Genomic DNA, 13,979 nt, shown 5'->3' on the forward strand with positions numbered 1-13,979 from the left:
CTCCACCATCACCAGTCGGCCCCGTCGGTCCAGTAGCCCCAGTGTCACCAGTCGGCCCCGTAAGTCCAGTAGCCCCAGTGTCACCAGTCGGCCCCGTAGGTCCAGTAGTCCCAGTGCCACCAGTCGGCCCCGTAGGTCCAGTCGGCCCCGTAGGTCCAGTTGGTCCAGTTGGCCCGGTAGGTACAGTCGGCCCCGTAGGTCCAGTCGGTCCAGTCGGCCCGGTCGGCCCAGTCGGAAGGGTAAACGGTGGTATCGGTGGTAATGTTGGTCCTACAAGATTAGGGTCAAATGCACTAGCTGATAAAGATTCATCGGGATTTAATCCATTTGAATAATTATTATTTGACATAAATTCACCTCCATAAAGCGTTCATTATATAGTAGATGCAAAACCGAAAGAAAATGACACGGACATTTGAATTATTGAAAAGAAATCTTAAACTACTTGAACAATTTAAAAAAATGGAAAGTTTAGTATATGTATAACATATGATTGATTTGGAAGAGGGTGATTATGTTGAACAAGCAAGGAATTACAATTAGTTTATGTATGATTGTTCGAGATGAGGAGGAGACAATAGCCCGTTGTTTAGAAACAGTTGAAAAAATTGTGGATGAAATTATAGTAGTTGATACAGGTTCCGTCGATCGAACGAAAGAAATCGTAGAGAAATATACTTCTAACATATATGATTTCCAGTGGATTGATGATTTTGCAGCAGCAAGAAATTTTTCTTTTTCAAAAGCGACGCAAGAGTATATATTGTGGCTAGATGCAGATGATGTCTTATTAGAAGATGCTCAAGAAGCATTGAAACTTTTAAAAAGAGAATTAGATCCTAAAATTGATGCTGTTTCGATGCCTTATCACCTTGCAATGGATTCTAACGGGAAACCTTTATATTGTACAAAAAGAAATCGACTTGTAAAGCGTGAAAAACAATTTCAATGGTTTGGAAAGGTTCATGAGTATTTAGCTATTTCTGGTGAGGTTTTTAGTAGTAATGTTGCTATTACACATAAAAAAGAAAAAAAAGTAACAAATCGTAATTTGAAAATTTTTCAAAATACTGTAGCGGCAGGTGAAGAATTAAGTCCGAGAGATTTATTTTATTACGCAAATGAATCTACGGATAACCAAAAATACGATGATGCAGTTCTTCTATATGAAACATTTCTTAATCAAGACGAAGGATGGTATGAAGAGAAAATTTATGCATGTGGTAAGTTAGGAGATTGCTATGCAAAGCTCGGAATGTGGGAGAAGGCAATCGAATCTTGTGTGAAGTCGTTTCGGTATGACGTCCCTAGAGGAGAGAATTGTACAAGAATAGGATATATATATATGGAACAAGAAAAATATAATGAAGCGATATTTTGGTTTAAACTTGCTACGGAAGTACCAATGGCAACGGAAAGTCCTTTCCATAGTCCAGCTAGCTACACATGGCTACCCTATTTACAAATGTGTATTTGTTATAGCAGGTTAGGGGAGCAGGATAAAGCGTATTATTACAATGAATTAGCAGCTTCTTATGTTCCGAATAATGCTGCAATTGAATATAACCGTAAATATTTTCGGGGAGTTTTTGATAAACCATATAAAGTGTAATAGGTTTCGTTTTTTAGAAATGATTTATCGCTATTCTAACTCTAATAGATTGGTTATATATTAGAGTATCAGTAACGTAACCAATATAAATAAAAGATTTTATACTGCTATTTGCGGGCTAATAATCATTGGGGGATGAACAAAATCTGCACTTTATAGAATTCATATGAGATTTATATTTCTAATTCAATTTGCATAAGGAGTGTGTGAAATGAATCGCGAAAAAAGTTCTTTATATGAAGAAAAATCCGAGCATTATTATAATGCAGCGAATCCGAATTTATTAAAGCATATAAAAAAGGAATGGAAAGAAGTTCTTGATATTGGTTGTTCGAGCGGTGCATTGGGAGCAGCTATTAAAGAAAACGGTACACGTGTATCAGGAATAGAGGCATTTCCAGAGGCGGCAGAAAAAGCGAAAGAAAGACTAGATCATGTTATTTTAGGGGATATAGAAAAAATAGATCTTCCTTATGAGGAGGGGCAATTTGATTGCGTCCTATTTGGGGATGTATTAGAGCATTTATTTGATCCGTGGGCTGTGATTGAAAAGGTTAAGCCATATATAAAGCAAAATGGTGTGATTTTAGCAAGTATACCAAACGTTGCTCATATTTCAGTATTAGCTCCCTTACTTGCTGGAAATTGGACGTATACAGAATATGGTTTATTAGATAAAACACATATTCGTTTCTTTACATTCAATGAAATGCTAAGAATGTTTTTAAAAGCAGGATATTCAATTAGTAAAGTAGATCGTGTATATGTTGATCATAAAATGTATGAGCCGCTTATTGAGGAGTTATATGGAATTTGTAAAAAATATCGTCTTGGAAGTGGCTTCATGGCTGAGACAGTTGTATTTCAGTATATTATTGAAGCTGAAAAATCACAATTATGAGTGCTGCAGACAAAACAATATTATTTGTTACATGTATAAATGATCGGAAATTGTATGCAAACTGCGTGCGACATATATTGCAATTGTTAGTACCGCCAGGGTATATTGTCCAATTTATGCCGATTCGAAATGCGAAAAGTATGACGAGTGGATACAATCAAGCCATTTCGCATCCAGCGAAGTATAAAGTGTATTTACATCAAGATGTTTTTATTATAAATAGGGCTTTTTTATACGGATTACTTCAATTATTTGAGAAACATGAAAACCTTGGGATGATTGGGATGGTTGGAGCGCAATATGTTCCTCCGACTGGCGTATGGAACGAAGGGCGTGGAATTGTAGGGAAAGTCATTGGTTATATGAATGATTTGTTTTATATGGCAAGTTTAGAACAACCGTATCATGAATCAAAAACATTTATTCCTGTAGAATGTATTGATGGTTTATTAATGGCCACACAATATGATGTTCCGTGGCGAGAAGACTTATTTGACGGATTTGATTTTTATGATGTATCTCAATCATTTGAATTTAGAAAAGCAGGATATACAGTTGGTGTACCTGTACAGCGCGATGCTTGGTGTATCCATTATCATTTTGATGTGAATATGACGAACTATGAAAAGTATCGGAAAATATTTGTGGAACAATATATGTCAGATGTAAATAAGGAAGAATAAAAGGGGGGACAAAAATGAAAGATCATACAATATTAGTCGTTGTTTGTGTAAATAATGAGGAGCTTTTCAAACAATGTGAGAGCCAAATAAGAAACATTTTTGTTCCCCCAGGTTATGTCGTGCAAATTTTTCCGATACGAGATGCACAAAGTATGGCAAGTGCATACAACCGAGCCCTTTCATATCCAGCGAAATACAAAGTGTATATACATCAAGATACATATCTTATTAATCGAGACATGTTTTCTGCACTTATATCTCTTTTTAAAGAAAATGAAAAGCTTGGTTTAATAGGAGTCGCTGGGGCTCAGTTTTTACCGAATAACGGGATATGGTGGGAAGGAAAAAATTTAGTAGGGAAAGTGATTGAGTATAGAAGACGGAATTATCAATTATTAAATTTAGATCAGGTTTTTTATGGTAATCAACCATTTTTGTCAGTTCAGGCAATTGATGGCTTATTCATGGCAACGCAGTATGATATTCCGTGGCGAGAAGATTTATTTCAAGGGTTTCACTTTTATGATGTGTCACAGTCTTTAGAGTTTCAAAGGGCTGGTTATTTAATTGGTATCCCAAATCAAGCAAATTTATGGTGTATTCATTACAACGGGGATGAGTTTGATGCGGATACATATGAGAAGTACCGGAAAGTGTTTGTAGAACATTACAAAGATATATTATCTCCATCATAAAGGAGAGATGCAAAGTGAAAGGAATTATTTTAGCAGGTGGTACTGGATCGAGATTATATCCAATAACGAAAGTAACGAATAAACATTTACTTCCTGTTGGTCGGTATCCAATGATTTATCATGCGGTATATAAGCTAAAACAATGCGATATTACAGATATTATGATTATTACAGGTAAAGAGCATATGGGGGATGTTGTTAGCTTTTTAGGGAGTGGTCATGAATTTGGGGTTTCCTTTACGTATCGTGTGCAAGATAAAGCGGGCGGGATCGCACAGGCGTTAGGGCTTTGTGAAGATTTCGTCGGGAATGATCGTATGGTAGTTATATTAGGGGATAATATTTTTTCAGATGATATTCTTCCGTATGTTGAAGAGTTTGCAAATCAAGAAGAAGGTGCGAAAGTGCTATTGCAATCTGTAGAAGATCCCGAAAGATTTGGCGTAGCACATATTCAAAACCGAAAAATAGTTGAAATTGAAGAAAAGCCGAAAGAGCCGAAAAGTTCTTATGCGGTTACGGGAATTTATTTGTATGATTCGAAAGTCTTTTCTTATATTAAAGAATTAAAACCTTCTGCGCGGGGAGAACTTGAAATTACAGATATAAATAATTGGTATTTAAAACGAGGGATACTTACTTATAATGAAATGAGCGGTTGGTGGACTGATGCGGGAACTCATGCTTCGCTTCAAAAGGCGAATACGTTAGCGCGTGATATTAATTTTGGGAAACAGTTTAACGGAGAATAGGTGAGAATATGAAAGTTGTAGAAACAAATTTTACCGATGCAAAATTGTTAGAACCGAGGTTGTTTGGAGACGAGCGTGGCTTTTTTTCAGAGAGTTATAATAAGCAGGTGCTAGAAACATTAGGGATAACGTATTCATTTGTACAGGATAACGTATCTTATTCGGCTAAGGCAGGAACGATTCGGGGACTACACTTTCAAAAAAAACCGAAAGCACAAACGAAACTCATTCAAGTTATGCAAGGGGCAATTTATGATGTTATCGTTGATTTACGAAAAAAATCACCAACATTTAAACAATGGAAAGGATATATTTTAAGTGCAGATAACCATCGGCAATTACTAGTGCCAAAAGGGTTTGCGCATGGATTTTGCACGCTTGTTCCGCATACTATCGTTATGTATAAAGTAGATGAATATTATAGCGCAGAGCATGACTCAGGATTACTTTGGGAAGATAAAGATTTAGCAATTCCTTGGCCAGTAACCGATCCTATATTGTCCGATAAGGATCAGATATTACCATTATTAGAGGAATATGAAGATAGTTTTTAAGTAGGAGCGTTGTTTATGAATATATTAGTAACAGGTGGGGCTGGATTTATTGGAAGTAATTTCGTTCATTACATGCTACAAAGTTATGAAACATATAAAATTATTAATTACGATGCATTAACATATAGCGGGAATTTAAATAACGTAAAATCTCTTCTGGATCACCCGAATTACTCTTTTGTAAAGGGAGAAATTCAAAATGGAGAGCTATTAGAACACGTTATAAAAGAGCGGGACGTACAAGTGATTGTAAATTTTGCAGCTGAATCACATGTGGACCGTAGTATTGAAAATCCGATTCCTTTTTATGATACAAATGTAATTGGGACGGTCACTTTATTAGAACTAGTTAAAAAATATTCGCATATAAAACTTGTGCAAGTATCAACGGATGAAGTGTATGGCTCTTTAGGAAAAACAGGGAAGTTCACAGAGAAAACGCCGTTAGCTCCAAATAGTCCATATTCTTCAAGTAAGGCGAGCGCGGACATGATAGCTCTATCTTACTATAAAACATATCAATTACCGGTTATAGTAACGCGTTGTTCTAACAATTATGGACCGTACCAGTATCCTGAAAAATTAATTCCATTAATGGTTACGAATGCACTAGAAGGAAAAAAACTACCGTTATATGGTGATGGTTTAAATGTAAGAGATTGGTTACATGTAACGGATCATTGCAGTGCGATTGACGTTGTTTTGCATAAGGGACGTGTCGGAGAAGTATATAATATAGGTGGAAATAATGAAAAAACAAATGTAGAAGTTGTGGAACAAATTATTACTCTTTTAGGAAAAACAAAAAAAGACATTGAATATGTTACAGATCGTTTAGGGCACGATCGTCGTTATGCGATTGATGCAGAGAAAATGAAGAATGAATTTGATTGGGAACCGAAATATACGTTTGAACAAGGATTACAAGAGACGGTGAAATGGTATGAAAAGAATAAGGAATGGTGGAAACCACTAAAAGATTAGTAAGGGGCATGTTAAATGAAAGAGAGGGTTATCATAACAGGAGCAAACGGTCAATTAGGAAAGCAACTATTTGAAGAGTTAGACTCTGAAGAATATGATATATATCCATTTGATAAAAAGTTATTAGATGTGACAAATATATCCCGAATACAACAAGTGGTACAAGAAATAAAACCACATATAATTATTCATTGTGCTGCCTATACGAAAGTAGATCATGCGGAGAAAGAACAGGATCTTGCATATAGAATAAATGCAATCGGAGCTCGAAATGTAGCGGTTGCTTCACAATTAGTAGGGGCGAAGCTAGTTTATATTAGTACTGATTATGTATTTCAAGGCGCCAGACCAGATGGATACGACGAATTTCATAGTCCAGCGCCGATAAATATATATGGGGCCTCTAAGTATGCGGGGGAGCAGTTCGTCAAAGAGTTACATAATAAATATTTTATCGTTCGCACATCGTGGCTATATGGTAAATATGGGAATAATTTCGTGAAAACGATGATGCGATTAGGAAAAGAAAGAGATGAAATATCTGTTGTAGCGGATCAAGTTGGCTCTCCTACGTATGTGGCGGATTTGAATATGGTTATTAATAAGCTCATTCATACTTCTTTATACGGTACATACCACGTATCAAACAGAGGCTCATGCTCTTGGTTTGAATTTGCACAAAAGATATTTTCGTACGCCAATATGAAAGTGAATGTATTACCTGTTTCAACGGAAGAATTCGGGGCTGCGGCTGCGAGGCCCAAATATTCTATTTTTCAACATAACATGCTAAGATTAAATGGTTTTTCACAAATGCCGTCTTGGGAAGAAGGATTAGAGCGGTTTTTTATAGAAACCAAAAGTCATTAACAAATTTCTGTTAATGACTTTTTTGTTTGCCTTTAAGCGGTTTTATGGTACTATAATTATAGTATCAGGTACTAATAACAAGTATAAGTATTTCTGGGAGGATATATCATGGAACTATTACAAGGGAAAACATTTGTTGTTATGGGCGTTGCGAACCAAAGAAGTATTGCATGGGGAATAGCTCGCTCTTTGCATAATGCAGGTGCAAAATTAATATTCACATATGCAGGAGAACGTTTAGAAAGAAACGTTCGTGAATTAGCGGACACATTAGAAGGACAAGAATCACTTGTATTACCTTGTGATGTAACGAATGATGAGGAACTTACAGCTTGCTTTGAAACAATTAAACAAGAAGTAGGTACTATTCACGGTGTAGCACATTGTATTGCTTTTGCAAATCGCGATGACTTAAAAGGTGAATTTGTAGATACTTCTCGCGATGGATTTTTACTTGCACAAAATATTAGTGCATTCTCTTTAACAGCTGTAGCAAGAGAAGCAAAAAAAGTAATGACAGAAGGCGGAAATATTTTAACGTTAACATACCTTGGCGGCGAGCGCGTTGTGAAAAATTATAACGTTATGGGTGTTGCGAAAGCTTCATTAGAAGCGAGCGTGAAATATTTAGCGAACGATTTAGGTCAACACGGTATTCGTGTTAACGCTATTTCTGCAGGACCAATTCGTACGTTATCTGCAAAAGGTGTAGGCGATTTCAACTCAATCTTAAGAGAAATTGAGGAGCGCGCACCACTTCGTCGTACAACAACGCAAGAAGAAGTTGGCGATACAGCAGTATTCCTATTCAGTGATTTAGCTCGCGGTGTAACAGGAGAAAACATTCACGTTGATTCAGGGTATCATATCCTAGGATAAATATAATATTAAATTTTAAAGGACAATCTCTAAATGATGAGATTGTCCTTTTTATTTGTTCTGAGAAAGAACGATTTTTAACGAAAGTTCTTATCAGGTGATGAATATAACTATAATAGTACACGATTTATTTAGCTACGTATGGAAGTGGGAGGGACGAGTGTGAAGAATAAAAATAAAAGTTCAACAGTTGGAAAACCGTTGTTATATATCACGCAAGTAAGTTTAGAACTTGCTGCACCGAAAATAAAAAGGATTATCCTGACAAACTTTGAAAATGAAGATCAAAAAGAAAAAAGTAACATACAGGAAAATGTTGTAAGTAGTGCTGTGGAAGAGGTAATAGAACAAGAACAACAAGAAGAACAGCAAGTGGAAGGGAAAATAGAAGAAGAGGAAAAAGAAGAGCATGCAGAACAAGAAGAGCAAGAACAAGAACCAGTAAGAACCGTCCCACATAATAAATCATTTAAGGATATGAATAATGATGAAAAAATTCATTTTTTACTAAACCGCCCTCATTATATTCCGAAAGTAAGGTGCAGAATAAAAACAGCTACAGTTTCTTATGTTGGATCGATCATATCGTATCGTAATGGCATTGTATCTATTATGCCGCAAAATAGTATGAGAGATATTAGGTTGTCTATAGATGATATCCAATCGATTAGTATGGCCGGCTTTTAAATATGTAAAGGTGGTAGAAACTTTCTACCACCCCAATAGTTTTTTAGTTTACTTCACTTATTAGATAGTAACGTCGCGTAAGCATTGAATCGCACAGAAACAGCTTAAATCAACAGTAATGCAAGTAGATGTTGATACTAGTCTTGCATTTGGTACAGCTAAAAACGTACAAATTGGGTCATCAGTAGGTGGTACAGGAGAGCTATCACCTAATACTACACTTAATACACGTAGTACAGCACAGCTATCATCATCTACACTTTCCACACGGAAAATGGGAGATCTGCAGCTAGTAAGGCTTGAAGATGGTGCAAATGCTTCAAAAGGATCTCCAGTTTTTGTGTATAAAATAAAAGGGCGTGTATTCGCTACTGATGCAGTATTGTGTGCACCTAAGAATGGGATTTCACAACCAGATCCACATGTTGTTGTAGAACAATCTTGTAATTCATTGATGAATTTTACAACGTCAACTACACAATGAGAAGAGCCATGGTGTTTATTTTCGTTACAACTCATTAATGTCACTCCTTATCTTCTTGTTTGTATTTACATTAATAAGATATTGGAGTCGAGGAGATTTGGTCACAATCTCAAGACCTTTTTTTTTAAATAGGCGAAAGAGGATAAGGGAAGGTGGAATTATGCTGTTTACAAGCTGGCTTTTATTTTTTATTTTTGCGTTAGCTGCTTTTAGGCTCACTCGTTTAATTGTTTATGATAAAATTACAGCTTTTTTGCGAAGACCATTTATTGATGAATTAGAGATTACGGAGCCGGATGGAAGTGTATCAACGTTTACAAAAGTGAAAGGTAATGGATTAAGAAAGTGGATTGGCGAATTGTTAAGCTGTTATTGGTGTACAGGTGTATGGGTTAGTGCTTTTTTATTAGTCTTATATAATTGGATCCCTATCGTTGCGGAACCGTTACTTGCATTATTAGCTATTGCAGGAGCGGCAGCCATCATTGAAACAATTACAGGATATTTTATGGGAGAATAATATATTTTCATAATACGAGAAAAAGCGGAGTTTAAAAGAATGAGGGAACGGAAATAAAGAGTTGTTCATATAGTAAATAGACAGAATTGACAGTAGAGGAGATGTTTGCTGTGAGCAATAATCCAAGGCAAAATTCATATGACCTGCAGCAGTGGTATCATATACAGCAACAACACCAAGCACAACAACAGGCATATCAAGAACAATTACAACAACAAGGATTTGTGAAGAAAAAGGGATGCAATTGTGGGAAAAAGAAGAACACAATAAAACAATATGAAGAATGAAACACTCATGCTACTGTGAGTGTTTTTTATTATATATAAAAAGCGGTATTTCTGTATTAGAAATACCGCTTTTTACTAGCTAATTTGTGCAACTGTTAATGCTGCAGCACGAATGTCTACAGTTCCAATTAACTGAACTGGCACAATTTGAATTAAGTCACCAGGATTTAAGTTAATAAGAATAACACCGCTGGATACGTCTACTTCACCAGTACCAATAACGTTAGAACGAACTGCTGTACCTGATCCAGGAATAATATTAGCTGGTGTATTTAATGATAAGAAGAAACGACCAGCTTCTGGTGCAACAGGTGAGTTATCAAGACTAATTGTTAATGTATAACTGATTTGATAAATACCAGCTCGTAGAATTCGAATGCCATCTCCGACACTTACTGTATCATTTATTACAGGAACAGTAATATTTGGGTTTGGACTTACGCTAGGTAATAATAGTGGTGTAAATAGTGAAGCAAACTGAGGTGCAGACGCGTTGAAAGCAAAACCAAAGGCAGGTAGTGTACTAGCTGGCTTCGCCTCGCAATCGATTTTAGTAAATTCGCAATCAGAAGAGAACATGTTTTTCACTCCTTTATCTGTTTCTACTTTCAGTTAATGAAAAGGACAGGTTCTATGTTCTAGACAAGTTCCCAATTTTAAGAAATTTACATAAGAATACTCGTTAAGCATGGATTGGGTGGATCTGCCACCCAATCCATGCTTAACTCATTATTTAGTTTTAAATAGAAACATCGCGTAAGCATTGAATAGCGCCCAAGTTTAAGAAATTTACATAAGAATACTCGTTAAGCATGGATTGGGTGGCAGAATTATCTGCCACCCAATCCATGCTTAACTCATTATTTAGTTTTAAATAGAAACATCGCGTAAGCATTGAATAGCGCAGAAGCAACTTAAATCAACAGTAATGCAAGTGGAGGTTGATATTAGTCTTGCATTTGGTACAGCTAAAAACGTACAGATTGGGTCGTCACCAGGTGGTACAGCGGTACCATCACCTAAAACTACAGTTAATACACGCAATACAGCACAGTCATCATCATCTATACTTTCTACGCGGAAAATGGGAGAACGGCAACTAGTAAGGCTTGAAGATGGTGCAAATGCTTCAAAAGGTTCTCCAGTTTTTGTGTATAAAATAAAAGGACGTGTATTCGCTACTGATGCATTGTTATGTGCACCTAAAAATGGAACTTCGCAACCAGATCCACATGTTGTCGTTGCACATTCTTGTAGTTCATGTATAAAACGAACAACATTCGATACACAGTTGAAATCACACTCATGTTGATGATCTTCATTACAATTGCAGCTCATTATGTTCACTCCTTCTCGTGAGTTCTGACATACACTATTACAATATGAGTGGAATATGGCTGATATTACGTTAATTCTCACGATAAAAACAAGGAATTTATATAGGAGGGATGTACATAACGTGATATAAAAAAAGACATCCTTATTTAGTGGATGTCTTTTCAGGTAAATCTTTTCGCACAGTATATAAAAAACGAGATATATCTAATTTCTTTCCTCTGAAAAATTGCGGAGAAGAAATATAAAGTTCTTCTTTCGCACGTGTAATGGCGACATACAGTAATCGGCGTTCTTCTTCTAACGCTTCAGAAGTTTCCGTAACACGATCATTTGCATCTTTTAAAGAAGAAGTATGAGGCAGGATTCCATCACTTGCTCCAAGTAAAAAGACACATGGAAATTCAAGGCCTTTTGCGTTATGGATTGACATAAGTGAAACGGCATCTTTTTGCGGCATTGTTTTTAATGCTTCCATTTCTTTTTGACCTTGAATCGCCTCGTCGATAAATTGTAAATAAGCTGGAATATCGGTGAAACGAGTTGCAGACTCCATTAATTCTTCCAACATTTCTTCTTGTATGTCTTTATGCATCGTAAAGGAAGAACGATCGTTACTTTGTAAGTACTCTAAATATTTTCCTTTACCATGAATGATTTCTTTTAATGCTTTTTTCGGTTCTAATTCTTTAATAAACTTAATAAAATCGATGCGCTCATTTACCTTTTTCACTTGAAAAGGTTTTAAGCTTGGATTTAATAGTAAGAAATGAAGAAGAGAAGGGAAGCGTCCCTCACCATATTTCCATTGTTCACGTTCAATAAATGAAATACAATCATCACGTCCGATATACATCGTCGGCAATATGTTTGAAAGTGATTCTAGTCGAAACGGCTCAATCACGAGTCTTAAATGATCTAATACAGGCTTGATTAAAGAATGTTCATAAAATGATTGGCTCGCCCCGTGTTTAATAAACGGGATTTTATGAATGGTAAGCTGATCAAGTAACGAACGACTTACAGAATGTGTACGATACAGTAAACAAAAATCTTTAAAGTTACGTTCACCACTCTCTACTTTTTCTTGAATAAGCTGCAAAATTTGATTTGCTTCGTCAAGAGTCGTAGCAGGTCTTGCATAAAAAGGTTGTACACCTTCCTCACGAACAGAGTATAGCTCTTTATCAAAACGTTCTTGATTTAATTTTATAACTTCATTTCCAAGCCCGACGATAAAGGGATTGGATCGATAATTCGTATTTAGTGCAATGATTGTTGTGTTATCAAATTCTTTTGGAAAAGATAAAATAATTTGGTGACTTGCCCCTCGCCAACCATAAATTGCTTGATCATCATCACCTGCGATGAACAAATTATTTCTTGGCGTGGCTAACAATTTTACAATTTCATATTGTGCATAGGATGTATCTTGAAACTCATCGACTTCAATGTAGTGAAACCGTTGTTGTAATTGAGTTAGTAAAGGAGCATTATTTTCTAACATATAATATGTTTCCAATAAGATGTCATCGAAATCAATATAATTGTATCTTTGTTTTACCTCTTCAAAACGTTCGTATACTTCTTTAAATTCTTGTTCGACTGGTGTTTTCGCTTTTACATCTTTCGGACGATTTAATTTGTTTTTCTCAAGTGAAATCATCGCGAGCATCGTTTCCGCATCATAATCGTCTTTTAAACGCAATTCTTTTAAGATTTTCTTTATCATAATTTGTTTATGTTTTTCATTTGCTAAAATTTGCTGATTATACCCTTGGCTACGAAGCAATTTTAAGAAAACAGAGTGGAATGTACCAGCAACTACGTAGCTACTTGCTGCATGATTCATGCCTGGTAACTTCGCAACACGACTTCGTATTTCTTCAGCTGCTTTTTGTGTAAATGTAAGTAATAAAATATTTCGTGGATGAACTTGTTTTACATTTACTAAATAACCAACGCGAGTTGTTAAAACAGATGTTTTCCCGCTTCCAGCACCAGCTAGTGTAAGAACAGGACCTTCTGTTGTGCGCACGGCTTCTAATTGTTTTTCGTTTAAAAAAACATTTTGTTGTTCAAGAGCGCGGAAATAAGCCGCATCTACATCTTCTTCCATAATTAAATGGGTAGATGTTTTCGGAATATGATATGTCGCACGCGGAATATCAGCGTGTGTTAACGATTTTTGTGAAAATTTTTCTTGTGTCATATGTTCACCTTCAAAACTATAGCATCAACATTTAACTTTAGCGGAAGAAAAAGAAAATAGCAATGTAAAAAAACAGGAGGGGTTACCTCCTGTTTTCAAATTACAATTTTTTTATCATTACGACGTGCGGGATATTTGCTTCCATAAATACATCAGAACTTGTTACATATCCAAGTTTTTTATAGAAATCTTCAGCATGTGTTTGAGCGTGAAGTTTCAATTTTGGTAGCGAATTTTCTTTTGCATACGCTTCAAGAGAATCCATAACAATTTTTCCAATCCCTTTTTTGCGATGGGAATTTAGCACGCAAATGCGTTCCATTTTTCCTATACCATCAAGGATGCGAAAACGTCCAGCACCAACTGGAACATCATTGTCATATATAACAACGTGTGTTGAAGTTTCTTCAAACTCATCGTACTCTTCTTCAGCAGAGACACGTTGTTCATTTACAAACACTTGTTTACGTACAGAGAATGCATCTCTTAGTTGTTCGTCCGTTTGTACAATCTGTGCGTGCAAA

Annotated in this window: 17 protein-coding genes and 1 pseudogene; 12 read left to right on the top strand and 6 right to left on the bottom strand. The window is 36.0% G+C overall.

Annotated elements, in window-relative coordinates; all coding sequences use genetic code 11:
- Nucleotides 1–349 (bottom strand): annotated as a pseudogene (gene bclA / locus DN401_RS30365) (collagen-like exosporium glycoprotein BclA); the annotation flags it as partial.
- Between the two features lie 165 nt (nucleotides 350–514).
- Here bclA and DN401_RS26605 point away from each other — a divergent pair.
- The 10 genes from DN401_RS26605 to DN401_RS26650 all read left to right on the top strand — a co-directional run bounded on the left by DN401_RS26605 (nucleotide 515) and on the right by DN401_RS26650 (nucleotide 8,617).
- Nucleotides 515–1,612 carry a glycosyltransferase gene (locus DN401_RS26605; protein ID WP_000932913.1) on the top strand — a complete coding sequence of 366 codons (1,098 nt, stop codon included), beginning with the start codon at nucleotides 515–517 and terminating at the stop codon, nucleotides 1,610–1,612.
- Nucleotides 1,613–1,823: 211 nt separating this feature from the next.
- Complete coding sequence (locus DN401_RS26610; protein ID WP_001078432.1) at nucleotides 1,824–2,513, top strand: class I SAM-dependent methyltransferase; 690 nt, start codon at nucleotides 1,824–1,826, stop codon at nucleotides 2,511–2,513.
- The gene (locus DN401_RS26615) at nucleotides 2,510–3,196 is read left to right on the top strand and encodes a glycosyltransferase family protein (protein WP_149288054.1); all 687 of its coding nucleotides are present in this window, start codon (nucleotides 2,510–2,512) and stop codon (nucleotides 3,194–3,196) included. The genes DN401_RS26610 and DN401_RS26615 overlap by 4 nt, the downstream gene beginning before the upstream one ends.
- Nucleotides 3,197–3,210: 14 nt before the next feature.
- Nucleotides 3,211–3,891: a glycosyltransferase family protein gene (locus tag DN401_RS26620; RefSeq protein WP_000651521.1), complete on the top strand. Its 681-nt coding sequence runs from the start codon at nucleotides 3,211–3,213 to the stop codon at nucleotides 3,889–3,891.
- A gap of 14 nt (nucleotides 3,892–3,905) precedes the next feature.
- Nucleotides 3,906–4,643 carry a sugar phosphate nucleotidyltransferase gene (locus tag DN401_RS26625; RefSeq protein ID WP_149288055.1) on the top strand — a complete coding sequence of 246 codons (738 nt, stop codon included), beginning with the start codon at nucleotides 3,906–3,908 and terminating at the stop codon, nucleotides 4,641–4,643.
- Between the two features lie 8 nt (nucleotides 4,644–4,651).
- Nucleotides 4,652–5,197: a dTDP-4-dehydrorhamnose 3,5-epimerase gene (rfbC, locus tag DN401_RS26630; protein ID WP_000869415.1), complete on the top strand. Its 546-nt coding sequence runs from the start codon at nucleotides 4,652–4,654 to the stop codon at nucleotides 5,195–5,197.
- 15 nt (nucleotides 5,198–5,212) lie between these two features.
- Nucleotides 5,213–6,181 carry a dTDP-glucose 4,6-dehydratase gene (gene rfbB, locus DN401_RS26635; protein WP_001024160.1) on the top strand — a complete coding sequence of 323 codons (969 nt, stop codon included), beginning with the start codon at nucleotides 5,213–5,215 and terminating at the stop codon, nucleotides 6,179–6,181.
- Nucleotides 6,182–6,196: 15 nt separating this feature from the next.
- Nucleotides 6,197–7,051 carry a dTDP-4-dehydrorhamnose reductase gene (gene rfbD, locus DN401_RS26640; RefSeq protein WP_000664653.1) on the top strand — a complete coding sequence of 285 codons (855 nt, stop codon included), beginning with the start codon at nucleotides 6,197–6,199 and terminating at the stop codon, nucleotides 7,049–7,051.
- 108 nt (nucleotides 7,052–7,159) lie between these two features.
- Nucleotides 7,160–7,930 carry an enoyl-ACP reductase FabI gene (fabI, locus tag DN401_RS26645; protein ID WP_000421886.1) on the top strand — a complete coding sequence of 257 codons (771 nt, stop codon included), beginning with the start codon at nucleotides 7,160–7,162 and terminating at the stop codon, nucleotides 7,928–7,930.
- A gap of 141 nt (nucleotides 7,931–8,071) precedes the next feature.
- Nucleotides 8,072–8,617 (top strand): spore coat CotO family protein, encoded by a 546-nt coding sequence (locus DN401_RS26650; RefSeq protein WP_081097594.1) that lies wholly within the window; start codon nucleotides 8,072–8,074, stop codon nucleotides 8,615–8,617.
- Between the two features lie 60 nt (nucleotides 8,618–8,677).
- On the opposite strand, the gene exsY is transcribed toward DN401_RS26650, so the two are convergent.
- Nucleotides 8,678–9,136 (bottom strand): exosporium assembly protein ExsY, encoded by a 459-nt coding sequence (gene exsY / locus DN401_RS26655; RefSeq protein ID WP_001277738.1) that lies wholly within the window; start codon nucleotides 9,134–9,136, stop codon nucleotides 8,678–8,680.
- Nucleotides 9,137–9,261: 125 nt separating this feature from the next.
- Here exsY and DN401_RS26660 point away from each other — a divergent pair, with 125 nt between their 5' ends.
- Nucleotides 9,262–9,621, top strand: a complete 360-nt coding sequence (locus DN401_RS26660; RefSeq protein ID WP_000899664.1) for a DUF1360 domain-containing protein — start codon at nucleotides 9,262–9,264, stop codon at nucleotides 9,619–9,621.
- Between the two features lie 101 nt (nucleotides 9,622–9,722).
- Nucleotides 9,723–9,908, top strand: a complete 186-nt coding sequence (locus tag DN401_RS26665) for a hypothetical protein (RefSeq protein ID WP_029948404.1) — start codon at nucleotides 9,723–9,725, stop codon at nucleotides 9,906–9,908.
- Nucleotides 9,909–9,983: 75 nt separating this feature from the next.
- Here DN401_RS26665 and exsF read toward each other — a convergent pair whose 3' ends face one another.
- The 4 genes from exsF to DN401_RS26685 form a co-directional block, all read right to left on the bottom strand.
- Nucleotides 9,984–10,487 carry an exosporium protein ExsF gene (gene exsF / locus DN401_RS26670; protein WP_000492939.1) on the bottom strand — a complete coding sequence of 168 codons (504 nt, stop codon included), beginning with the start codon at nucleotides 10,485–10,487 and terminating at the stop codon, nucleotides 9,984–9,986.
- A gap of 291 nt (nucleotides 10,488–10,778) precedes the next feature.
- Nucleotides 10,779–11,246, bottom strand: a complete 468-nt coding sequence (gene cotY / locus DN401_RS26675) for a spore coat protein CotY (protein WP_001277719.1) — start codon at nucleotides 11,244–11,246, stop codon at nucleotides 10,779–10,781.
- Between the two features lie 142 nt (nucleotides 11,247–11,388).
- Complete coding sequence (locus DN401_RS26680) at nucleotides 11,389–13,455, bottom strand: ATP-dependent helicase (protein WP_000191204.1); 2,067 nt, start codon at nucleotides 13,453–13,455, stop codon at nucleotides 11,389–11,391.
- 100 nt (nucleotides 13,456–13,555) lie between these two features.
- Nucleotides 13,556–13,978, bottom strand: a complete 423-nt coding sequence (locus tag DN401_RS26685) for a GNAT family N-acetyltransferase (protein ID WP_000543296.1) — start codon at nucleotides 13,976–13,978, stop codon at nucleotides 13,556–13,558.
- Between the last annotated feature and the right edge of the window lies 1 nt (nucleotide 13,979).

The organism is Bacillus sp. BF2-3 (genome assembly GCF_008368795.1).
GTDB lineage: Bacteria > Bacillota > Bacilli > Bacillales > Bacillaceae_G > Bacillus_A > Bacillus_A cereus.